Below are 21,319 nucleotides of genomic sequence, written 5' to 3'. Positions count from 1 at the left end.
CCCTGCAGGTCCGTGGCGCAGTTTGGCGTTGGTTGTAATTAACGGCGGGCTAGTTGCTTTTATCTACAGGCATCGTATGGGCTTCAAGTCATGCAATTCCTAACAAAATTAGGCAGGCGGACCGGCATAGCGCAGGCCGGTTCTAAAGGAGTTAGAGAGCAAATCATGAAAAGTGCCAGATTGATGTTTCTTTTGCTACTGCCATGCATTAGTTGGTCACAAAATGCGTCATTGTCTGATATTGGAAGTGTTTACAAATTACCGACTGATGATGCTATGGATGTTCTCATTCAGCTGGTGGAGATCGAAGCCTTGCAGAACGATAACCAAAAAATTGTTGGATCTATCATTTTGTCTGTACTTCCCGCTTCAAACCCGGAGGCTTTCAATTGCAGCCGTTTTATCGAGAAGCTTGGGAATGAATACAAAGAGCTTCCTGAAGCGATGTTAGGCCCATTCATCTGCGAGGAACCAAATCTGACAGTTGATGAAGCGCTTGAACCGTATATTGATTTTATTACCTATCCCGTTGACTCAAGCGTGAAACTTGATGCTCATTGGGCTTGGTATGCAGCTACTGGTGATGAGTTAGTACTACGAAATCTACTAAATACTTATCTAAGAGTAGAAGAGGCTTGTCGTCATTGTATTGAGTGGTCTTTTAGCTCCAATTTCAACGCGAATTCAGATGTAAGGGCATTTTTTGGGCGCTTTCTAGACGAGCAGGATCCATCAAATAAAGCTAGGCTGCTTGCAATGCCAGGGCTCTCTAACAATTGAATCAAATAGGACTCAGCGCTGAGCGCTGATCCTATTATTAAGGGCGTTAAAAGTACATGAAGAATCGAGTTTGTCCCGACTGCGGAAATTGTGTATCTAGCATGCTAGAGAAATTTAAGGTGGCTGCCGTCGGAGGAAATCTTAGCTGTGAAGGGTGTGGCTCGCATCTACGTGTGTCGGCTAGGTTTCTTTCGACATTGATTGCATCGCTGGCAGGCTCTGTGCTGTTTTATGTTTTGTTCGTTACCGCAATTAGCGGTAATTACTGGTGGGTGGTTTTAACTATTGCTATTGGTTGGGGGCTTTCTTCATCTATAGGTTACTTAGCTCCCCTTAAACGTATTGGCACTAAAGCATTTAGGTTGTGAACAAGAAACTTTTAACAAACCAATCAAGTGTGCTCCCTGCGGTCGCCGGACCTCGCTGGCGCTCGGCCCGCTTATTGGGGCGCTAGTAACCACCAGGGTCTGTCATGCAAGATGAATTAAATCTTATTATTCTCCAAAATCGAGTCATAATTTTTTTGCTGGCTTTTCTGTGTGTTCGCGCGCTGATCTGCAATTTGATTGCTTATCATGATAGAAAGCGGGCTAAGAGCGTGCGTGATGATGAGTTTGGCTTGTCAGCATTATGGGACAAGGACCTACTTGACGATCTTATACGCAAATCAAGGCATCTTCATAGCAGATACCCAAACAGAGTCGATGCGATTTTTTTTCAAGCAAAAGCACTAAGAAAATTAGGTCGCGATCTTGAATCCCGTGATCTATGGGAAAAATTAAAGAAGATTGACCCCAGCTTTGAAGAAGAATGTGATAGACAGATAAATGATATTAATCAAAAACAGGTTACTAACGAGAAAAAACAGACGGACGCTTAGAAGCGCCGCTGTTTTGGGCGTTAAACGGACGGAGAGCACAGTGCTTGCCTTTCACATCGGCGGAGAGGATGCGGAATACATTCGCGTGGAGAACCTTCGCGACAATGGCGACGGCTGGTTCTCCGCTGACGTGAGGCTTTCAGTTGGCGGGTTCGCCGGTAGCTATCCGGCAGATTTCAACTCATGGGCTTTTTCAGATTTTCAGGCGCAGTTGGATAAGTTGTATCGTACCGTTTCTGGCTCTGCATGCTTCACGTCTTACGAATCTCAACTGGAACTGGAGCTGACATGTGATCGCTTGGGACATGTTCTCCTCCGCGGAGAGGCTACTGATGAAGCAGGAACTGGAAACACGTTACGTTTTCGGCTTGACCTCGACCAATCGGATATGCCAGCCATCATTAGTAGTCTGGGAGCGGCACTCAGCCGATATTCGCCACGTGGCGTTTAACAAGGCCAGCCACAGCGACAGCTTTTCCGTTGCGGCTTTGCCTCCACTACAAAGCTGCGCGTGCTAGCGGCGTTATGTGTCTAATTTGAAGTGAGTGGAAAAGTGAACGTAAAAGTAGAGATTTTCAGGGACAGGATGGTGATATCGCACAGCGGGAGTGCGAAGAGCTTTTCCCCTAAATCCAGCTTCAGCACGAATAGATTGCTAATTGGCAATTTCTTTCCAGCTGTCGACTGTTTGAAGCAAGGGCTGCGGGAAGTCGGAGTTCTAGGCTTCTTTAAACTGAGTAAGCCCATGTTGGATATTCATCCAATGGAAATGACCGAGGGTGGACTTAGCGAGGTTGAAATTCGTGTTCTTCGTGAGGTCGCATCAGGTGCCGGAGCTAAGGGCGTAAAGATCCATGCTTGAGCTATCGACACATAACAATTAGTTCAATCACCCGCTAAAGCGGGCTCAGGACAAGTGGCTATGCCACTTGCCTATTAACAAAGGGCGTTATGAATAAATTTCTGCCACTCCTGTGCCTTTCGCTGGTTTTTGCTAGCTGTTCGACACAAACTGGCACCAACCAGTGCGAGATTCCAGTGGAGCATCGGGAAGAAGCAATTGCAAATATGAATCTTGCCCTGCAGGAGTATTCGAATAGAGAGGTGCTCTATGAGGTCGGCACTTACTTCCGAGAAACCGGAAATTTGAATAGGGATAGCGAGGGCTGTTGGTCTTTTATAGCCCCAAAGGCGGTGGAACCAGGCACTGTAATCCACCACGGAGAAGGCGGTATCTATGTTAACCCTCAAACATTGGAGGCGGGTCCAGTATTTTGGTTACGTCACTAATTCATAAAAATAAGCACCAGTTCGCTCCTACGGCGCCGGGCGGCCTAAAGGCCGCCGCTGTGCTTAGGCGTTATGCGGTACACCCTGAGTCAGTCGTATGAGCTACTACCAACCAGATCTTGCTTTCATCCACGATGATGGTTTTGGTCACTTAGCTTTGGCTAGCGCCAAAGTGTTGATTGATGCCCTTGACCGCAACGGGTTACAACGGGGAACCGTCCTCGAACTCGGATGTGGTAGCGGCATCACGGCACGCACGCTAACTGACAGAGGCTATACGGTTACCGGAATCGATTTGTCCGAATCGCTCATCAATATGGCGCGAAAGCGGGTGCCGGAGGGGACCTTTCATATCGGCTCCTTCGTCGACATGGAGGTGCCTCCGTGTATCGCGGTTTGTGCCATTGGCGAAGTGCTGAACTATACATTCGATAACCGCAGCAACTACACAAGTCGGAAGGCGTTCTTTGAGCGCACATTCCGTGCACTTGCTGCAGGCGGCGTGTTTCTTTTCGACGTGGCCGGACCCGATCGGGCGCCTAAGGCCCCGACGCGGACATTCATAGAGGGGCGGGACTGGACAGTGCTTGTAGAAACCGCTGCAGAGGCCGGCCTGCTGACACGCCGGATCGTGACCTTCAAACAATCTGGCCCGGCATACCGTCGTGACTCCGAAGTCCATCAGCTTCAATTGATCGCGCCCGATGAAGTCGAGTCTGAACTTCGTTCCATTGGTTTTGAAGTGGAGCGGATTAGTGGATACAGTGCGGAGCCGTTTCCAAAAGGCTTGTATGGATTCCTGGCGTGCCGTCCTCCAACTACCGCATAACCATCCGTTGCAGCGGACGGCGCTGCTCGCCGCTGAACCGGGCCGTTAAATAGCACCATGCATCGAGCGTTAGCATTCTTAATAGCTACTTTAATGTTCGGGTGTTCGAGTCAAAGTAGCATCGACAGGGCATCCAAGGAACTAATGGATGTTGACCAGTCATATCTTACGTATGAGTGGCGATATACAGGTACAGGAAGTGGTTCCTTGAAAGACGCGGCGGCAGCGTGCCGATATAAAGTCGAAAACGATACTTCTGGCTCTATCTCCAAGCAGCAGGCTGTAGCGCGGATAGAAGCTTGTCTGAATTCCGAAGGCTGGCACCGGGAAGTGATAGAGATCATTTTGCAGGACTAAGCTATCTAACAATCGCGTGTACCGGGACTGGTTTTCCGCTGCTCGCTACAAACCAGCCCGTAACGCGGGCGTTAAGCAGCACTCAGAGGTTGTGCCAATCCTAAGTATATACGTAAGAGGACTGACAGATGCGAGCACTTCTTTTACTCCTTATCACATTCAGTGTTCTGAGTGGTTCCACTTTCGGCCAAGACAATACTGAACTTGAGCAGTTGTATTTATCTGACCAATCGGCTCGCCAAGCCCAACCTATCAATTGGGAAGAGTTGCGTGAAGAGGATGCAGTAAGACGGGAGCAAGTTCTATCAATATTGCGGAATGGCGACATTCAAAGTGCTAGAGACTATTTCCATGCAGCTATGATCTTTCAGCATGGCAATTCCCCTGAGGATATTCGACTCGCTCATTCATTCGCAACAATCGCGGCAACGTTGGACTCAAGCCTGGCTAATGTTAATTGGCTCAAAGCAGCAACCTGGGATAGGTTGCTTTTAAACTTCGATCAACCGCAGTGGTTCGGCACTCAGTTTGTCAGAGATGGCGATGGAAGCCTCACTCTGTATAAAATGGAGCCCGACGTAATCTCCGACGAACAACGAACCGCATGGTCTGTGCCAACAGTTTCAGAGTCACTGCAGCTACTTGAACAAAGGAACAACAGAAACTAATGCTGCTTAACAATTCCAAACAAATGGACGCTTACTGCGTTCGCGCCTTTGTTGGAAGGCGTTAGCTTCTCGAAATAATTAAACATAGGTGTAAATTGACAGTATTAGATTTCAAAGAAATACCAGAAGCACATATCGCATCAGGACTACAAGATACCTTTGAGTTGTTTGCAAGAGATTTTCTATCTTTTATCGGATACAAGATAGTGACAGATCCAGATCGAGGCGCAGATGGAGGCGCCGACCTTATAGTCCAAGAAAAACGGACTGGTGTTGGTGGTGAGACAGTCATTAGATGGCTAGTGAGCTGCAAGCACAAGTCTCACAGCGGAAAATCTGTTTCTCCTACTGATGAGACAAACATTAGAGATAGAGTTGAAGCTCATGGTTGCGACGGTTTTATCGGATTTTACTCGACCCTTCCTAGTACAGGCCTTTCTGCTAATCTTGAAGGCCTAAAAGGCAAGCTCGAATATCAAGTATTCGATCACAAAAAAATTGAGAGTCAACTAGTTCATTCGTCCAGAGGGTTGGAGATTTGCGAAAGATACTTCCCGATTTCTATTGACGCGTGGAAAACAAACAATCCATCTCCTGCCAGAATATTTGCGGAAGCGCCAAGCTTAATATGTAAGGTTTGTAGCAAAGAATTATTTGATCAAGACGATCATGGAGTTATTCAACTTTGGTACAAAATGAGTACAAAGCAAGAAAATGAAAAGCAGCACTTCGAATACGTATATTGGACCTGTCGCGGTAGATGTGACGATGTATTGACACAAGCCATTCGAGGCAAGAGAAGTGATCTCATAGATGGCTGGGAAGATATATCAGATGTCATGATGCCTACCATTTTTATAAAGTGGGTAATGAGCACAATGAATGAGCATCGTGGCGGGGTAACATATTCAAATGAAGCTTTCGATAACCTAAAGGGCTTCATGCTAAGTGTTTTCCCATACGTTTGTCGCGATCTAACAGAAAAAGAAAAAGAGAAGGTAAAGAACCTCGGGATGATCCCTGCGTACATGGGTGGGCTTGGCTATGAAAGCTAACAAGGCCAGCAACAGCCACCCTCTTGCCTCGTGCGCGCTCTGGCGGCGTTAGGCCGGAGCGCAGAAAATCTATTAAATAATTCAAGGGAATCTTGATATGACGAAAAAAGAAAAAGAAGAAAGCGAAAGAACGTGCTTTATAATTATGCCTATCGCTGACATGGAAGATTATGAAGCTGGTCATTTCAATCGGGTTTACACTCACTTAATAAAACCTGCTTGTATTAAAGCTGGCTTTAATCCAATCCGCGCAGATGATGTTGTATCAAGTAATTACATAGTCATTGATATACTTTCAAAGATAGTCGAAAGCGAAATGGTTTTATGCGACTTGAGTGGCCGAAATCCGAACGTTTTATACGAACTTGGTGTGCGGCAAGCTTTCAATTTGCCAACTGTGTTAATAAAGGATATCAAAACAAATAAAATATTTGACATTCAAGGCTTGCGATATATTGAATACAACCAGGCGCTTAGAATTGATTCGGTAGAAAAGCAAATTGAAGTTATTGCAAAATCCATGGTAGATACAGCAGAATCTAAAGGAAAAGACGTAAATTCATTGATTCAATTGTTAGGGGTAAAGCCTGCAACGATCCCACAAAATGTTGAGCTTTCAAATGAAGCCAGCGTTTTACTTTCAGCTATTAAGGATTTATCTGGTCGTATCGGTGCTCTGGAACAACAGGACAATTTAAGTCTCACTTCGAAAAATGCTAATTTAATTCTACGCCGGAAACCAAGAATTGAAAAAATAGGTGATGACCAATTTTCAATTAATGGTGAAACTGTAGCTATAGGTGACACCCTATACATAAGAGGTAAATCTGCCGGCCAGCTTGCCGATGTTCAGCCAGATAAAGTATTCATTAAGCAAAAAGACGGAGCGGTGATATCTGTTTCTTCCAGCGATAATAATTTTAAAGGAATATCGAGAATTCCTTTCTAAAAAAATCAATGTAAAGCCTAACAAGGCGCTGCAAGGGAAATAACTACGCTCCACTAATTTGTGGTTCGCTGCGTTCACTCTACCACAAATTAGCTCGGATCCGATTTCCCCCTGAGCGCGGAGTTAGGCAACAAGAAAAATAGAAAACATGAACTGCAAGGGTCAATTATTGGAAGAAAGGTGTATTAAATGGGAACTTCCATAGAACTCTGCGTTGGTAACGTATCCCTCTCGTATTCCAAAAACTTCATGGGAGAAGATTACGGGTACCTGTTTCAAGAAGGTGATCTCTTACGCCGCAAGACGGACGCAATAAATTACGATTATTACGAAGAGCATCCTGAAGAAAAGGTGGAGCTTGCCGAAGCTGAAGAACTTTTTGCAAGGAAGCTATCTAGAGTTTTGCCTCGCCTTGAGTTACTCGGATTTACTCTTGAAGCTGCACGCGCCGAATATCAGGCGGTAATCGCGGAAGCGGTAGAGATATCGAGCTATAGCGAGTTAGAGGGGTTAAAAAAAGAATATCTCACTTTCGAAGAATTCTGCAATTTGGCGTGCCGCTATCCTCTGAAAGATTTGACAAGTGGTTATGTCGAGTACGAAACGCCGGACAGAGACATAATTTCGCAGGGAAGATTTGCAGCTGATATCGACGTATTTGAACGAATTCCATGGACTGACAAATCTAATACCTATTGGTCCGAAGCTAGTTTCCTTTCCGCGAGAGTTTGCATCCTGAGTGCGGAATCGATGCTCCAGATCTTTGCCCTGAATGCGGCTAATGTTGAAGTTGAGGTCACATGGGAGTTTGGCCCTATAGTCCATGCCGGTTGGGTTCAACGTGAAGCATTCCAGCCAGCTGCGCGGCAAAGGCAGAAAGTTTTGATCGCAACCGAGGGTGCATCGGACGCGCGCATTATTAGACGGTTACTCGATGTCTTACGCCCGGATGTTGCAGATTTTTTTAATTTTGTGGATGTCAATGAACGCCATCATTTCTGGGGAACTGGCAATCTTGTGAAATTCGCAGAGGGGCTATTGCGAATTGAGGTTCTCAATCAGGTCTTATTCGTTTTCGATAACGACGCGGAGGGTGTTGACGCTTTTCGCAAGCTTGAACAGCTGAAGTTACCTGCCAACATGCGCGCGATGCTCTTACCTGATCTTGAGGAATTTAGGGAGTTCTCAACTCACGGCCCGGAAGGCGTGAGCGTTTCTGATATCAATGGGCGAGCCGCCGCGATTGAGTGCTATCTCGACCTACGTTTGGATCAATATCCCGCCGCTCAGGTCACATGGAGTAACTTTAAAAAGGACATCGACGCATGGCATGGAGTTTTGGATTTCAAAGAGTCCTATTCCAAACACTTCTATGAGCAGCCAGACGATACGCTGCTAAACGGTAACTACGATGTTTCTAAACTATTGAAATTAATTGACGCTCTGATCCGACAGGCCGGATTGGTAATCGCGGTTATTTGAGGGTCTACGTTTGTTTTACACAATGAAGCATTCCAAATTATTGCCTAACAAAAGCGTAAACTCGGACTGTCAAAAGTGACGCGGCTTCCGCTAAGCTCCAGCCACACCACTTTTGCAGCCGGTTACGCTTAGCGTTAGGTGACTTAGTGCCATATTTTAATGCAAATTCAGCTAGATCAATTTACATTGAAATGTACTTCAATGATAAAAAGCTGGCTACAGGTACAGGCTTCTTTTGCGAGTCCAATGTAGGGTCGATCTTGTTTACCAATCGGCATAACGTTACAGGAAGGGATAGTTTCACAGGGCAACCACTATCGGATACTTGCGGTACTCCAAATAAACTTCGATTTACTTGCTTGTCTCCAAGAGGTCCTATCGTTCAACAGGTTGATTTATACGAAGACGAGGAAATGACTGAGCCTGTTTGGGCTGAACATCCTGACTTGGGAGAAAAGGTCGATGTCGTAGGGCTTATAGTGGAAAAATTTAAGGGCAAATTCCCCCACTATGTGGTTCCTTTCAAAGATTGGAATAGATGGGATGTTGGAAGCCAAGTACATGTTATAGGTTTTCCATTCTCATTATCTGCTGATGGTTTTGCGATTTGGGCGACAGGCTATATTGCGTCAGAACCTGATGTAGACTATGGGGGATTACCAGTATTTCTAATTGATTGTCGAACTAGGCCTGGTCAGTCAGGATCACAAGTAATAGCTCAGTTTAAACCTGGCGATACTGTAGAGAAGGACGGAAAACTCTATCAGGCTCAAGCACACATGACACATTTCCTAGGCATCTATAGTGGGCGAATTCACAAAGATTCAGATTTGGGCAGAGTCTGGAAGCCTTCGGTTGTTAGGGACATCATTGACTATGCAGAACGTCACCTAACAAATAAATGAACTTCGCACCTACGGCGCCGGACACGGCCAGCGGCCGCGCCGGTTATTAGAGGGCGTTAGGAGTCAATGTGGCCGATAGCCTTTCACAAATATCAGAATTCCTCATTAGTCTGGATGGACTGAAGTTGGTAAACCGTCGGACGTATATTAATGGCGGCGAGCGGGTCGAGAACTCCGCAGAACATTCTTGGCATTTGGCGATGGCGTGTTGGGCATTTTCAGAATTACTTTACGACGACTTCGATGTTTTAAAACTCATCAAGTTGGCGCTAGTACATGATCTTGGCGAGATCGATGCGGGAGATACTTATCTTTATAGCTCTGACAGATCAAATGCCCATGTAGACGAACGAAAATGCGTGGAAAGAATAGCGTCGCATCCAGGAAACTCAATCCCAGATCTAACGCAGCTTTGGGATGAGCAAGAAGCAGGTGCGAGCAAAGAAGCTAAGTTGCTCAAGGTTATAGACAGGCTACTGCCATTTCTTCATAACATGACGAGTGGGGGACGAGCATGGCGGGACAACGGGATCCATAAAAATCAAGTGCTGAAGATGCATCAATTTATTGAGCACGAGCAGCCCGAGATCCATGAATGGGTTGTTTCAAAAGTTGAGTATGCGGTGGAGCAAGGATGGCTAAAAGCCTCCTAACCAAAAATTACACGCAGCCAGCTGCGCTGGAGCGTGAATACGGGCGTTAGGTGTCTATGAAGCTCCAGGTCATAAAAGAGCAAGCTAGAAATATCAGGACACAAACTCTAGCAATCTACTATGCAGCTAGAGATCCACGCATGCCTTTCTTGGTTCGGGTTTTAGCGATCCTCGTAGCCGCTTATGCATTAAGCCCAATAGATTTAATCCCTGATTTCATTCCGATCATCGGCCTCCTAGATGACATCATAATCATTCCTGCTGGCTTGGCTCTTATCATGCGTTTAACGCCACCTTCAGTAATGGAGTCCGCTCGGCTTCAAGCACAAGAGGCAGCCGAAAAGCCTGTCAGTTATTCTGCTGCTGTCATTATCATTACTATATGGCTTTTCCTACTTTGGGTGTTTGCTAGGTGGGTATTTATTGCACTCAACACCTAACGAGTTGCTCAAGTACGTTCCGGCCACAAGTGGCCTCCACGGGACAAACTGCTGCGCATTTTGCCCCTTAGCAAGGCGTTATGTGTCAGGCCGGGCATCGTACTTAGTTTGGGCGACGTTTATTAATTATCAACAAGGAGTGCAAAATTTGGAAAATGTGCGAAAAATATATTGCCTCACCATTTTTTTAGTATTGTCTTGTGTAGGTCAGGTAAGCGCTCAAGCTAGCGAGATCGATAGACATAATGTCTATGGTCATAAAGACGGCATGGCTATGTATTACGATGTAGAAGTTCCGTCGTCACCTAATGGGCTTGGGGTTGTCTTTGTTGTAAGTGGTGGTTTTCTATCCGGCGCGGACAATCTCAACATCGCCAGACCGTTCTGGGAGGTGTTGTTAGAGCATGGCTATACATTGTTCCAGATATATCATCCTGGTATGCCAACCTTCCGCATTCCTGATGCTGTTGAGGCACTGAGAATAGGCATTCAGCATATTAAAGACAATAGCGAGTCGTTCGGAGTTGATCCCGAGCGACTGGGAATTTTGGGGATCAGCTCTGGTGGACATCTAGCGCTTCAACTCAGCATGGAGATTGAGCCAGTAAAGCGGACGGATAGTGATTTCAAAGCTGCGATTGCCATTATGCCCATTACCGACCTCGGCACTATCCCACCCGAGGCAGAGTTATTTGGGGCTCGCCTCTTGGATTTTGATCCTGAGGTGATCCCGGTACTTTCCCCGGTGAATCATGTAACACCAGATGACCCGCCAATTCTAATCGTACACGGCACCAGGGATCAGGCAGTCAACTTTGAAGCCAACAGCGTTAAGTTAGCTGCAATGTTGAAGGAAGCAGGTGTCGAGTCCAAGCTCCTGGCTCTAGACGCTGGTCATGAAGTGTTTTCCGATCAGTTGATGAGCGAAACTCATGCGGCGATGCTTGATTGGCTACAGAAGCATCTTTAGGGGAGACCAAGTGGAGACGCATAACAATCAGTTGCAGACCGACAACGGGCACTACACAACTTTTGTGTTATTCACTGCCGCTCAAACATTAACACAACAGCCGCTCCGTACCCGTCGTGGCTGAACTGGGCGTTAGTTGCCAAAGGTGAGTATGTGCAAGGGTCAAAAAAAATAATCGATAAGAATAGAACCGATTTGATTGCAGCTGCAGGAAAGTCCATCGCAGGTGCAATTCCAGTTGCCGGCCCTCTACTATCTGAGCTGATTGACTACCTTATCCCTGACCAGAGAATTGATCGACTTGCCAGGTACATTTCTGAACTGGAGTCGAAGCTTTCACACATTTCTGAGGAAATAGTTAGGGAGACTCTAAAATCCGAAGAAAATATTTCTCTTGCAGAAGATGGATTTATACATGCTTCCAGAGCAATATCTAAAGAACGAACATCCTACATTGCATCCATAGTCGCGAACGGTCTTTCTGATGCTGAGATTGAGGCACATCGGCAGAAGTACTTGCTTAATCTACTCTCTGAAATCAATGACGAAGAGATCATATGGCTAAGGATGTATCTACATCCAGAGATAAGTGGAGATCACGAATTTCGTGAAAAACATAAAGTAATTCTCGCGCCAGCAAGTGCTTCGATGGACGCTTCAGAGAAAGAGCTGGACAAGTACGCGTTACAAGAGAGCTATAAGGACCATTTAGAAAGACTTGGCTTGGTACGACCGAATATTAGAGTTGATCGCACTACGAAAATTCCGGAGTTTGACTCTCGCACAGGTAAACCTAAGAAATCTTCCACTGATATAACTCATTTAGGGAGAATGTTATTGAGAGAAATCGGACTCGTGGACGTAGTCGACAACTAACGAAAAATTCAATAAAGGACTTGGCTGCCGCCAAGCCTATTAACAAGTGCGTTAGACCGCACAGGGGGAGTGCAGCGAGTGATCGATATAATATTTGAAACGGAGCGATTAGTGGTTCGGCGCTTGCGCGATTCGGATTTGCTGGACCTCATGGCTGTCTATGGCGACGCCGACGCCATGAAATGGGTTGGCGATGGCCAGCCCCTCACTGAAGAAGAGTGCCGTGAATGGCTTATGGTTACGCGCAGCAACTACGAAAAGCGTGGTTATGGCATGTTTGCGGTCGAGCTCAGGTTTACGCCTGGGGTAATTGGCTTCTGTGGCATTGTTCATCCTGGCGGGCAAGAAGATGCAGAGGTCAAGTACGCCTACTTGCGGCGCTACTGGGGGCAAGGCATAGCCACGGAGGTTTTGCGAGGTCTCATCGGTTATGGTGTAGGCACACATGGTTTATCGCGAATGATCGCAACCACTGCGCAAGAGAACGCTGCCTCTCACGCGGTGCTGATAAAGGCTGGTATGGGCCGAGGCGAACTACGAGCAGACGACGACGGGGGCTTTACGCAACTCTTCGAGTACGAGGTGCCCAAGAGTGCGGCCTAACAAGCGCAATGAGTTCGCGCCTCCCGGCGCCGGACGCGGCAAGCCGTGCTGCACTTGCGGTCGTTAGGCGAATAAAATTAGCAGGTATATAAACAATGAAAACGCAATTTTACACTGCCACAAGTCTTGATGGGTTTCTCGCGACTGAAGATGATTCTCTTGACTGGCTTTTCCCTCTTGGGGAACTTAACAATTCTAGTTATCCAGAATTCATATCTGAAGTAGGCGCCTTAGCTATGGGGTCAGCAACCTACGAATGGATCGTGCGCCATGCTGAGCAGGTAGCTAAAGAGACGGGCTCACCATGGCCCTATAGCCAGCCAGCATGGGTATTTTCAAGTCGTAAGCTGCCCACGATTGATGGAGCAGATATCCATTTCGCAAATGGAGATGTACACCACATTCATAGAGAAATGCGGAGTGCGGCCAAAGACAAAAATATTTGGATTGTGGGGGGTGGCGATTTAGCTGGTCAGTTCTATGATGCAGGGTTACTGGATGAAATTATTGTTCAAATTGGCTCTGCCACTCTCGGTAAAGGCAAACCCCTTTTTCCGCGTTGTGTTTTAAGCCCAACACTCCAGCTCGTTTCAGTTCGCCAGTTGGGCGTAGGTATGGCTGAGCTACGCTATGAAGTGCATAAAGGTGTTTAGAGTATATGCGCCTAACAAGGCTATTAACTTCCCGCCTACGGCGCCGGGCGCAGCAAAGCTGCGCCGGTTATTGAAGCGTTATGTGTCTAATTTGAAGTGAGTGGAAGAGTGAACGTAAAAGTAGAGATTTTCAGGGACAGGATGGTGATATCGCACAACGGGAGTGCGAAGAGCTTTTCCCCTAAATCCAGCTTCAGCACGAATAGATTGCTAATTGGCAATTTCTTTCCAGCAGTGGACTGTTTGAAGCGAGGGCTACGGGAAGTCGGAGTTCTAGGCTTCTTTAAACTGAGTAAGCCCATGCTGGATATTTACCCAATGGAAATGATCGAGGGTGGGCTTAGCGAGGTTGAAGTTCGTGTTCTTCGTGAGGTCGTATCTGGTGCCGGAGCTAAGTGCGTAAAGGTCCATGCTTGAGCTATCGACACATAACAATTAGTTCAATCACCCGCTAAAGCGGGCTCAGGACAAGTGGCTATGCCACTTGCCAATTAACAAAGGGCGTTATGTGAACAGGGAGATCAAACATGAAATTTGAGTTTAGAAAGAGCACCCTAATCAAGTTAGGGTTAATTCTAGTACTTATCGCGGTGGCGCCTTTTCTAGTTCCCTTTACGCTGGAGTTCATCATAGTAGCTGACTTAGTGGGACTTGAGGCATTGATCGTATTTCTCTTTGCTTATGGAAAATCGATATTTAACTCATTGAAACTGCGTATCGAAGAGCTTTCCAAAAACATTACCCACACCGCTCGTCTAGTTTCCGAACTGTATATGTTCAAACCAACTATTTTCTTTGGGCACGCTACGGTTAGTAGCATCGTAATGGTTCTCGCTTGCTCAGTATTGCTAGCCTGTTCTGCGTGGGTGCCTGTCATGCTAATGAGCTCGGTGTACATGACATAGATGTTGGCGACCACACTAAATTTTGGGTGTGACGAAGTTTGTTCACATAACAATGAATTCCAAGCGCCCAGCTACGCTGGCGCTTGAACAAGGGCGTTAAATGCATATGAACCTTTTACCAAAATATATAGAAACGCTCGACATTATTGAAGGCCATATTGTCAGAATGAAGATTGAGACAAATGAGGTCTCAGTAAAGTCGGCGGCTACTTTGTTTGCGGTAGCTATTGATCATGCACAGGGAGTGAAGTTTTGCCTAAGCAACAGTGCTTATCCTTCCGCTTTTGCCTTGTTGCGGGTGCTGTTTGAAACCTATATTCGTGCAATGTGGTTAGAAAAGTGCGCTAATAGTGAGCAGCTAGAAAAATATATTAATGAAGACAAGTTGGTTTCAAAAGCTAATGGCAATCTTAACTTTGGTGATATGGTGCTTGAGGTAGAAGCTGCTCACGAACTTCCTGTATATTTTTCTGAAATTAAAAACCATACATGGAGCGGTTTAAATAGTATTACACACTCGGGTGCTATCCAGCTTCAAAGGAATTTTAGCGGCAGCTCAATACAGCATTGTTATGAAAAAGACCACATAAATGAAGCAATCGAGTTTTCAACAATGATTGCATGTATGTCGTTCGCAGCTTTATGTGAATTGGCCACTAATACTAACGGAGAAGTCGACCCGGAAAAGCTTATGGAGTTTGTCCAATCCTGGGCATTTAACAAGTAGCTGCACGCTGACACATACTGCTACGTTCATTTTTGTGTCAGTCGCTACGCTACATTTTACACAAAAACGCTCTACGCAGTATGTGCAGGTGAGCTAAGCGTTAGAGCGCATCAGATGAGCTGCAAACCAAGTATGGAAACGCCTGAGATATATTTACGGGAATTACAGCTGTCAGACGTGGATAGTTGGTATTCATACCTGTCAGTCCCCGAGGTTGTAGAGCACACGAGTTGGAATCTAAGGTCGAAGCAAGACTTGGTAAGTGAGGCAAAGCTCTACAATCTGGAGGATCCAGAGTCACAGATTCGATTTGCGATCATATATAAATCAAGCGGCGATTTAATAGGGACTATTGGATTTCATTCGGTTTGTGAAGCAAGCCGTTCAGCAGAGATAGCGTATGACGTTCATCCTGAATTTTGGGGGCGAGGAATAGCAACACAAGCTTGCCACTTGGTTGTTGAGTGGGGTTTTAAGTATCGGAAATTCACCCGGATTCAGGCTTGTATACTGCCGTCCAATATTGCTTCAGAGATTGTGCTCCAAAAATGTGGTTTCGTGCCTGAAGGCATCCGAAGCTCTTTTCGTTAAGTAGGAGGAGAGCCTAAAGACTTTAAGGTGTACTCGATAGCATAGAGACAGGACGGCGATAATTCATAACAATGATACGCTCTAACCATTACATACAGTGCGCGCCTTCAGCGCTGGACGCAACCTCCGGTTGCGCCACTGATGAAGGGCGTTATGTCCCTCTTCAAGAATTGTGGCTCCACCTGGAGATAGTAAATGCAGATAGTTGGGCTTGATCATGTTCAGCTTGCAATGCCGAGGGGAAAAGAATCTCAGGCGAGAGCATTCTATAGCGATATTCTTGGAATGCCGGAGGTGCCAAAGCCAGCTTCATTAGCTGGACGAGGTGGTGTTTGGTTCGAGCGAGGTGTGGTGAAAATTCATTTGGGAGTAGAAGATGAATTTAGAGCTGCAAGAAAGGCACATCCAGCAATAGTAGTGACAGACTTAGGCGAACTAAAGACAACCCTTGCTGCGAATGGGTATGAGGTTCTAGAAGACACTGGCATTCCCGGCGTGGTTAGAGCTTTTTCCCATGACCCTTTTGGAAACCGTATAGAGTTTATTCAAGATGGAACGTTGTCTGGACATAACAATTAGATCAACTACGCACCTTCGGCGCCGGGCACGAACTGCGCTCGTGCCGGTTATCCACGGGCGTTATGTGACTAGAGCCAACGGATAACTCAACAATGAAACTTTGGCCTTTTCCGATACTGTTGGTCATTCCACTAGAAGCATCACCCGGTGATTTTCTCTCATATGATGACTCCGAGCCTGATACAGTGCTTACAGTAAGAGAGACATTGGCAGGCCCCGTAACTGCTTCAATTATGGCTGGCCCGGAGTATGAAGATGATAATCTGTTTGAACCATCGGAGATCTATTTAAGAATCGAGGGCGCTGATGAGGCATGGTGGGTTCATACCCCGGAGCCGTATGATTCCATGGAAATCATTCAATTTATAAATGATTCACATTTGTTGCTTGCGCTGACTACCCCAGCGTCGACAGCGACTGTGGTGTTCAATCTTGGAGATAGATCACTTTACCGAACTGGCTCTGGTATTGGTGAGGCGATTTCCGGCATTTCCGATGAGCCTCTGATTCGATTGAACGGGCAGATGGTATACTCAGATGATGTATATCGGTATAGCTCTATTACTGATCTGCAGGGGAGAGTCATTGAATTTCTATCGAGTGGAGAAACTTGCTTGCCTATTTCAGAGATCGTCACAGATGAGGCTGATCTAAGTAGGCTCCAGCAACCATTGGACTATTGTGTTGGAATTTCACAGTGAATAAATCGACAGCGTCACATAACAATCACATCAAGTACGCTCCCTTCGGTCGCCTGACACCTGCTGTGCAGGCGCCGCTTATGAATGAGCGTTATATGTACAGTGATTAACTATCGTGCACTACTTTAAGAGAGCTTTATGGATTGCAAGATTTGTCGTTGGAGCGCAGCTCTTCGGCTTCTTTGTAATTTTTGCATTCTTGGGAACCGAGGCACGCACTCCGACTGGCACATTGACTCAGGCTGTAATCGGATATTTTGTAATTACATTGATTCTCTTAGGGGAGATCGCTTGGTTGATTGTTAGAACTAGACGCGCGGAGGCGGTCACTTTGGACCACGAGGGAATGGTTATCGCCGGGGCAGCGATTTATCTGTTTGACGCAATGACGTTGATTCTAGGAACAGTTACTGCGTTTGCAGCACTGTTTATGCTATGTCCAGTAATTGATTCGGAAGCTATAACAGGAAAAGAAGCACTGTACTTCTCAATAGTCACTTTCAGTACTTTAGGTTACGGTGATTTAACTCCAGCAGACGACTTTCAGCTAATCGCGGCTGGCGAGGCACTATTGGGTTTATTAGTATTCGGATTATTAATCGGATATGCAAGTTCACTCTTCGCTAAAAGATCCGGTAGCTAAGTGCAAATGACACATAACAAACAGTTCCTGAGCGACAAAAGCAAGTCGTCATGCCTTTTGCAAAAAGCGCAAAGGCCACGCCAACTTGCTTTGGCGCCAGAACATAGGCGTTAGGTGTATCAGTGATGAATTTTGAGATCAACGATAATTTCAGAGTTCAGGACGAACGCATTACATTCAGCGCCATCGTAAACGAAGGAGCGGTGGAATATTCCTTCACAATCCCAACCGTTGAGCATTATTTTGGTGTAGATTCAGTGGATGATTGTTTGTCGGCATTGAAGGCTAACGTATCATTGATTGCAGAAGTCGCGGAGTGCTATGCACGGCTCAACCCAGGTCTTTCTAAAAATATCATTACATTTAGAGATCTGGATGAGATACGTCTAAGCATCCTGCCTGAGAAATACAGAAACCTGTAAGAGAGATGACACCTAACAATAAAATCAAAAAGGAAACAGTTTGCTACACTCCAGCTTATGAATGGACTACGGCCAGTTTTTCACAAGCTTTCGTTCCATAAAACTGCTTTATTATGACGAGCGTTAGGCGAAAGGCATGCGAGTTTACTACTACACCGCCGAGAAATATGCGCTCTCAAATATAATCAATGAGCGCATAAAAATATCTATGCTAGATGAACTCAACGATCCATTCGAGTTCCTAGGGGTAAATCTTTCAGACAAGAAGTTCAGAAAGGCATTCGAAGCAGGTAGAGATGCAGCAGCAAAAGACTTTGGGATTATCAGCTTTTCAAGAGGCTGGAAGAACCCATTGTTGTGGGCACACTACGGAGACAAGCATCGAGGTATTTGCTTAGGCTTCGACATAGATGATGCTCACATCAAGGAAGTTAAATATTTTCCGAAAAGAATGATCGCTGAAATAGATATGGAGAAAGAATTTGGCGGCATTACGGAAGAGCTTATAGAAAGTCTATTATGCGCAAAGTATGTTGGATGGAAATATGAAGATGAAGTCAGGGTTATTGTTCCTCTAAAACAGAAAGACACAACAGGCTTATTCCTTACCGATTTTGACGGCAACATGGAACTGAAAGAGATTATTTTGGGGCCGAGATCCGAGCTAAAAATAAGCGATTTTGCGACGCATCTGCGTTCATATAAACATGAAGTCAAAGTCACAAAGTCAAGAATTGCTTTTACCAAGTATGACGTCGTTCAGAATATGGCGATTAAAGTCTATGTCCATCGCACCTAACAATCGCAGTCACAGCGACGGCATATCCGTTGCGGCTTCGCCTACACTACAATGCCGCGCGTGCTGCGGGCGTTAGCTGCACACGATGACTGGGAGTTAAATGAATGAATTGGAAAAAAGGTCGCGGAAAATTAGGCATCTTTGATCCGCTAATTGGTTCCTGGCTTGCCGAATCTAGTTCAGATATGGGTCCTGTAGTTGTCCATCGAAGTTTCTCAAAATTACTTGGTGGGAAATACATCGAACTACGAGTCGAATGGAAATTTGTGAAGTCGTCCTATGAGGAACTAGCACTATTCGGAATTGACCGGGATAAATCCTTCAGATTCTGGTCATTCACTTCTGATGGAAAGCATTCGGAAGGAGTGCTTACCGACGCCAAAGATGTACATGGGGATTCTCTGGCTTTTGAAGCCCAAATGCCAGGCGGAGTTGCGAGACAGGTCTATTGGCCAGATCCCGATGAAGGATTTAATTGGGTAGTGGAGTCAAAAACCAAAAAAGGTTGGAATCGATTTGTTGAACACCACTATAAACAGATTGCCGGCAGCTAACAAACAAGTCAATAAAGGACACAGCCTGCTCCGCACGTCTTGTGAATGGCTTCGCCATACTGTCACAAGCCGCGCTCCACAAACTGTGCCTATTACTACGGGAGTTAAGCAATTGGAAGGATCGAATAATGAATATGAATCAGGTGACGTTGCCCGTTTCAAACATGGACGAAGCAACAGATTTTTATAGACGAATGGGATTCCTGCAAATAGTAGATACCCCTCATTATGCTAGATTTGAATGCCCTGAGGGGACGTCCACATTTTCTCTTTCCCTCGAAGATGGAAAATTTCTAAATGGTGGTGTCATTTATTTTGAGAATAAAGAATTAGATAAACTGGTAACTGATCTAAAAGAACAAGGGTTTAAACTTGATCAAGAACCGATGGATATGCCGTATCTGTGGAGAGAGGCAATATTACACGACCCATCAGGTAATAAAATCAAACTATATTGGGCTGGTGACAATCGTCTAAATCCACCATGGAGGGTAGAGAGAAGTGCATAACAAAGCCGTCAACAGCTGCCCTTCAGCCAGGACCACCTTTCGCTGCGCTCCAACTGGCCCTTTGGGGCGGCGTTATGGCTATTGGGCCTGGATGAGCGACTCAATATGAACGGACCTGCCCGATACGGTGTTATCATGTACGACCGAGATATTTAGAGCTTATCTAGTTTTATGTCGATTTCTTCGGCATGAACCTGGCCCGTGCTACTGTCGCTGACTATGGTGGTTCAGTGATGGAAGGAGAATGGGGCAACCCGATTTTCAAGGTCTGCAATATCTCCGACCCAGAGGGTAATCACATACAGATCCGTGAGTTCAGGCCATAACACGCGGCGGGAGTTGGGCCGCCAATAACGCAAGCCGGACGCCTACTTCGTTCGCGCCGATAAGTTGAGAGTAATGTGTAACCAGGTATGGACGATATTTTAAATAAGCTAACAGGCTACACGCTTGCCTTAAGAGATGCTCTGGAGCGCACAAATGAATCAAATGAGCGGCCTGTTATCACCAGGCATTTGGCTGCGTCTGCTGAAATATATGCGCTTCTACATATGCACAAAACCAGTGACGCAATAGCTCACATTGTGAAAGCGGAGAACCGAATCCACGGCTGGTCATCTCTATCCGGTGAGAACGGGAAACGGGTCGCCAGGAAATGGGTAGAGTTTATTGATGTCGCAGGAGTCGAGCTATGATACTCATACCTATCAAAATAACTATGCTCCGAGCGGTCGTCAGATGCCCGGCATCGCTGGGACCGTATTCGCAGCATTGGCTGAAGGCGGGTATGCGACGAGGCCTGCTGAGGGAAGACGACGAAGGCAGATTTAACCAACTCTTCGAGTATGAGGTGTCGGGAAGTGGAGCCTGAATCTTCGCAAAGGCACGGACCCGTTTAGCACGAACGTTACAGAAATAGTGGCGGTACGACACGGTGATACTGGTAGTAGATCACAGCCCTGATTGGGCTAGAAATTTTGAGCAAGAAAGCGACAGGATAGGTCTGGCATTGGGCGATCTAGTGTTACGTATCCATCACATCGGAAGCACGTCGGTCTCTAGCACTAAGGCGAAGCCGGTTATTGATATGCTGCTGGAGGTGGCCTCGTTGCAATCCTTGGATGAACGAAGCTATTCAATGGCGGCACTTGGCTATGAGGTCAAAGGGGAGTTCGGGATTCCCGGCCGTCGCTATTTTCGCCTGGACGATGAAACGGGGCGAAGAACGCACCAGGTCCATGCCTTTGAAGCCGAAACTCAACAAGTGATTCGCCACATTGCATTTCGGGACTACATGAGAGCTCACCCAGATATCGCTGTCGAGTATGGTGAGCTGAAAGCACGTCTTGCAAAAGAGAATCCGAACGACATGCAGGCATATGTAAACGGCAAGGATGCATTTGTTAAGAAGCATGAGCGTTGCGCTGTACTCTGGATGAAAAGCAACCATAGACAGCAATCCGCATAACTAGCGGCTGCCACCCATATCGGTAGCCGAT

27 protein-coding genes are annotated in these 21,319 nt (G+C 46.2%); all 27 read left to right on the top strand.

What is annotated here, in order from left to right:
• Positions 1–165 precede the first annotated feature (165 nt).
• Positions 166–780, top strand: coding sequence for a hypothetical protein (locus LVD14_RS02110; RefSeq protein ID WP_237132375.1), 615 nt, complete (start codon positions 166–168; stop codon positions 778–780).
• Between the two features lie 472 nt (positions 781–1,252).
• Entirely contained in the window at positions 1,253–1,660 is a 408-nt protein-coding gene (locus LVD14_RS02105; protein ID WP_237132374.1) for a hypothetical protein, read from the top strand.
• A gap of 40 nt (positions 1,661–1,700) precedes the next feature.
• Entirely contained in the window at positions 1,701–2,111 is a 411-nt protein-coding gene (locus tag LVD14_RS02100) for a hypothetical protein (RefSeq protein WP_237132373.1), read from the top strand.
• Between the two features lie 936 nt (positions 2,112–3,047).
• Positions 3,048–3,779: a class I SAM-dependent methyltransferase gene (locus LVD14_RS02095; protein ID WP_237132372.1), complete on the top strand. Its 732-nt coding sequence runs from the start codon at positions 3,048–3,050 to the stop codon at positions 3,777–3,779.
• A 485-nt stretch (positions 3,780–4,264) separates the two neighbouring features.
• Positions 4,265–4,804, top strand: a complete 540-nt coding sequence (locus LVD14_RS02090; protein ID WP_237132371.1) for a hypothetical protein — start codon at positions 4,265–4,267, stop codon at positions 4,802–4,804.
• A gap of 95 nt (positions 4,805–4,899) precedes the next feature.
• The gene (locus LVD14_RS02085; RefSeq protein ID WP_237132370.1) at positions 4,900–5,859 is read left to right on the top strand and encodes a restriction endonuclease; all 960 of its coding nucleotides are present in this window, start codon (positions 4,900–4,902) and stop codon (positions 5,857–5,859) included.
• Between the two features lie 97 nt (positions 5,860–5,956).
• Positions 5,957–6,808: a hypothetical protein gene (locus LVD14_RS02080; RefSeq protein ID WP_237132369.1), complete on the top strand. Its 852-nt coding sequence runs from the start codon at positions 5,957–5,959 to the stop codon at positions 6,806–6,808.
• Between the two features lie 189 nt (positions 6,809–6,997).
• Positions 6,998–8,290 carry a HEPN/Toprim-associated domain-containing protein gene (locus LVD14_RS02075; protein WP_237132367.1) on the top strand — a complete coding sequence of 431 codons (1,293 nt, stop codon included), beginning with the start codon at positions 6,998–7,000 and terminating at the stop codon, positions 8,288–8,290.
• Positions 8,291–8,436: 146 nt separating this feature from the next.
• Positions 8,437–9,195, top strand: coding sequence for a trypsin-like peptidase domain-containing protein (locus tag LVD14_RS02070; RefSeq protein ID WP_237132366.1), 759 nt, complete (start codon positions 8,437–8,439; stop codon positions 9,193–9,195).
• Positions 9,196–9,263: 68 nt separating this feature from the next.
• Positions 9,264–9,848: an HD domain-containing protein gene (locus LVD14_RS02065; RefSeq protein ID WP_237132365.1), complete on the top strand. Its 585-nt coding sequence runs from the start codon at positions 9,264–9,266 to the stop codon at positions 9,846–9,848.
• A gap of 56 nt (positions 9,849–9,904) precedes the next feature.
• Positions 9,905–10,288, top strand: a complete 384-nt coding sequence (locus LVD14_RS02060; protein ID WP_237132364.1) for a YkvA family protein — start codon at positions 9,905–9,907, stop codon at positions 10,286–10,288.
• A 157-nt stretch (positions 10,289–10,445) separates the two neighbouring features.
• Entirely contained in the window at positions 10,446–11,258 is an 813-nt protein-coding gene (locus tag LVD14_RS02055; protein WP_237133394.1) for an alpha/beta hydrolase family protein, read from the top strand.
• Between the two features lie 153 nt (positions 11,259–11,411).
• The gene (locus LVD14_RS02050) at positions 11,412–12,134 is read left to right on the top strand and encodes a hypothetical protein (RefSeq protein ID WP_237132363.1); all 723 of its coding nucleotides are present in this window, start codon (positions 11,412–11,414) and stop codon (positions 12,132–12,134) included.
• 78 nt (positions 12,135–12,212) lie between these two features.
• Positions 12,213–12,737 carry a GNAT family N-acetyltransferase gene (locus tag LVD14_RS02045; protein ID WP_237132362.1) on the top strand — a complete coding sequence of 175 codons (525 nt, stop codon included), beginning with the start codon at positions 12,213–12,215 and terminating at the stop codon, positions 12,735–12,737.
• Positions 12,738–12,832: 95 nt separating this feature from the next.
• Complete coding sequence (locus LVD14_RS02040) at positions 12,833–13,390, top strand: dihydrofolate reductase family protein (protein ID WP_237132361.1); 558 nt, start codon at positions 12,833–12,835, stop codon at positions 13,388–13,390.
• Between the two features lie 527 nt (positions 13,391–13,917).
• Positions 13,918–14,295: a hypothetical protein gene (locus LVD14_RS02035; protein ID WP_237132360.1), complete on the top strand. Its 378-nt coding sequence runs from the start codon at positions 13,918–13,920 to the stop codon at positions 14,293–14,295.
• Positions 14,296–14,401: 106 nt separating this feature from the next.
• Positions 14,402–15,022: a DUF6988 family protein gene (locus tag LVD14_RS02030; RefSeq protein WP_237132359.1), complete on the top strand. Its 621-nt coding sequence runs from the start codon at positions 14,402–14,404 to the stop codon at positions 15,020–15,022.
• 114 nt (positions 15,023–15,136) lie between these two features.
• Positions 15,137–15,613, top strand: a complete 477-nt coding sequence (locus LVD14_RS15620) for a GNAT family N-acetyltransferase (RefSeq protein ID WP_411268241.1) — start codon at positions 15,137–15,139, stop codon at positions 15,611–15,613.
• Between the two features lie 195 nt (positions 15,614–15,808).
• Positions 15,809–16,192 (top strand): VOC family protein, encoded by a 384-nt coding sequence (locus LVD14_RS02020; protein ID WP_237132357.1) that lies wholly within the window; start codon positions 15,809–15,811, stop codon positions 16,190–16,192.
• Between the two features lie 92 nt (positions 16,193–16,284).
• Positions 16,285–16,893 (top strand): hypothetical protein, encoded by a 609-nt coding sequence (locus LVD14_RS02015; protein WP_237132356.1) that lies wholly within the window; start codon positions 16,285–16,287, stop codon positions 16,891–16,893.
• Positions 16,894–17,008: 115 nt separating this feature from the next.
• Positions 17,009–17,536 (top strand): ion channel, encoded by a 528-nt coding sequence (locus LVD14_RS15530; RefSeq protein ID WP_237132355.1) that lies wholly within the window; start codon positions 17,009–17,011, stop codon positions 17,534–17,536.
• A gap of 125 nt (positions 17,537–17,661) precedes the next feature.
• On the top strand, positions 17,662–17,958 hold the full coding sequence (locus LVD14_RS02005) for a hypothetical protein (protein ID WP_237132354.1): 297 nt from the start codon (positions 17,662–17,664) through the stop codon (positions 17,956–17,958).
• A 136-nt stretch (positions 17,959–18,094) separates the two neighbouring features.
• Entirely contained in the window at positions 18,095–18,757 is a 663-nt protein-coding gene (locus LVD14_RS02000; protein WP_237132353.1) for a DUF2971 domain-containing protein, read from the top strand.
• A 104-nt stretch (positions 18,758–18,861) separates the two neighbouring features.
• Positions 18,862–19,311, top strand: a complete 450-nt coding sequence (locus LVD14_RS01995; RefSeq protein WP_237132351.1) for a DUF1579 domain-containing protein — start codon at positions 18,862–18,864, stop codon at positions 19,309–19,311.
• Between the two features lie 128 nt (positions 19,312–19,439).
• A complete protein-coding gene (locus tag LVD14_RS01990) occupies positions 19,440–19,820 on the top strand; it encodes a VOC family protein (protein ID WP_237132350.1) in 381 nt (126 codons plus the stop codon).
• Between the two features lie 188 nt (positions 19,821–20,008).
• On the top strand, positions 20,009–20,146 hold the full coding sequence (locus LVD14_RS01985; RefSeq protein WP_237132349.1) for a hypothetical protein: 138 nt from the start codon (positions 20,009–20,011) through the stop codon (positions 20,144–20,146).
• 608 nt (positions 20,147–20,754) lie between these two features.
• A complete protein-coding gene (locus tag LVD14_RS01980; RefSeq protein ID WP_237132347.1) occupies positions 20,755–21,288 on the top strand; it encodes a GrpB family protein in 534 nt (177 codons plus the stop codon).
• Positions 21,289–21,319: the final 31 nt, after the last annotated feature.

The sequence above is a fragment of the Pseudohongiella sp. O18 genome (genome assembly GCF_021729085.1).
Lineage (GTDB): Bacteria > Pseudomonadota > Gammaproteobacteria > Pseudomonadales > Pseudohongiellaceae > Pseudohongiella.
The sequence above is the reverse complement of the archived record's forward strand: the minus strand, read 5'-3'. Positions and strand labels throughout refer to the sequence as shown.

What these genes read in the sequence shown, in the direction of transcription:
- LVD14_RS02110 (WP_237132375.1), top strand. Translation starts at nt 166, where the DNA reads ATGAAAAGTGCCAGATTGATGTTTCTTTTGCTACTGCCATGCATTAGT.
- LVD14_RS02105 (WP_237132374.1), top strand. Translation starts at nt 1,253, where the DNA reads ATGCAAGATGAATTAAATCTTATTATTCTCCAAAATCGAGTCATAATT.
- LVD14_RS02095 (WP_237132372.1), top strand. Translation starts at nt 3,048, where the DNA reads ATGAGCTACTACCAACCAGATCTTGCTTTCATCCACGATGATGGTTTT.
- LVD14_RS02090 (WP_237132371.1), top strand. Translation starts at nt 4,265, where the DNA reads ATGCGAGCACTTCTTTTACTCCTTATCACATTCAGTGTTCTGAGTGGT.
- LVD14_RS02080 (WP_237132369.1), top strand. Translation starts at nt 5,957, where the DNA reads ATGACGAAAAAAGAAAAAGAAGAAAGCGAAAGAACGTGCTTTATAATT.
- LVD14_RS02075 (WP_237132367.1), top strand. Translation starts at nt 6,998, where the DNA reads ATGGGAACTTCCATAGAACTCTGCGTTGGTAACGTATCCCTCTCGTAT.
- LVD14_RS02060 (WP_237132364.1), top strand. Translation starts at nt 9,905, where the DNA reads ATGAAGCTCCAGGTCATAAAAGAGCAAGCTAGAAATATCAGGACACAA.
- LVD14_RS02040 (WP_237132361.1), top strand. Translation starts at nt 12,833, where the DNA reads ATGAAAACGCAATTTTACACTGCCACAAGTCTTGATGGGTTTCTCGCG.
- LVD14_RS02035 (WP_237132360.1), top strand. Translation starts at nt 13,918, where the DNA reads ATGAAATTTGAGTTTAGAAAGAGCACCCTAATCAAGTTAGGGTTAATT.
- LVD14_RS02030 (WP_237132359.1), top strand. Translation starts at nt 14,402, where the DNA reads ATGAACCTTTTACCAAAATATATAGAAACGCTCGACATTATTGAAGGC.
- LVD14_RS15620 (WP_411268241.1), top strand. Translation starts at nt 15,137, where the DNA reads ATGAGCTGCAAACCAAGTATGGAAACGCCTGAGATATATTTACGGGAA.
- LVD14_RS02020 (WP_237132357.1), top strand. Translation starts at nt 15,809, where the DNA reads ATGCAGATAGTTGGGCTTGATCATGTTCAGCTTGCAATGCCGAGGGGA.
- LVD14_RS02015 (WP_237132356.1), top strand. Translation starts at nt 16,285, where the DNA reads ATGAAACTTTGGCCTTTTCCGATACTGTTGGTCATTCCACTAGAAGCA.
- LVD14_RS02005 (WP_237132354.1), top strand. Translation starts at nt 17,662, where the DNA reads ATGAATTTTGAGATCAACGATAATTTCAGAGTTCAGGACGAACGCATT.
- LVD14_RS02000 (WP_237132353.1), top strand. Translation starts at nt 18,095, where the DNA reads ATGCGAGTTTACTACTACACCGCCGAGAAATATGCGCTCTCAAATATA.
- LVD14_RS01995 (WP_237132351.1), top strand. Translation starts at nt 18,862, where the DNA reads ATGAATTGGAAAAAAGGTCGCGGAAAATTAGGCATCTTTGATCCGCTA.
- LVD14_RS01990 (WP_237132350.1), top strand. Translation starts at nt 19,440, where the DNA reads ATGAATATGAATCAGGTGACGTTGCCCGTTTCAAACATGGACGAAGCA.
- LVD14_RS01985 (WP_237132349.1), top strand. Translation starts at nt 20,009, where the DNA reads ATGAACCTGGCCCGTGCTACTGTCGCTGACTATGGTGGTTCAGTGATG.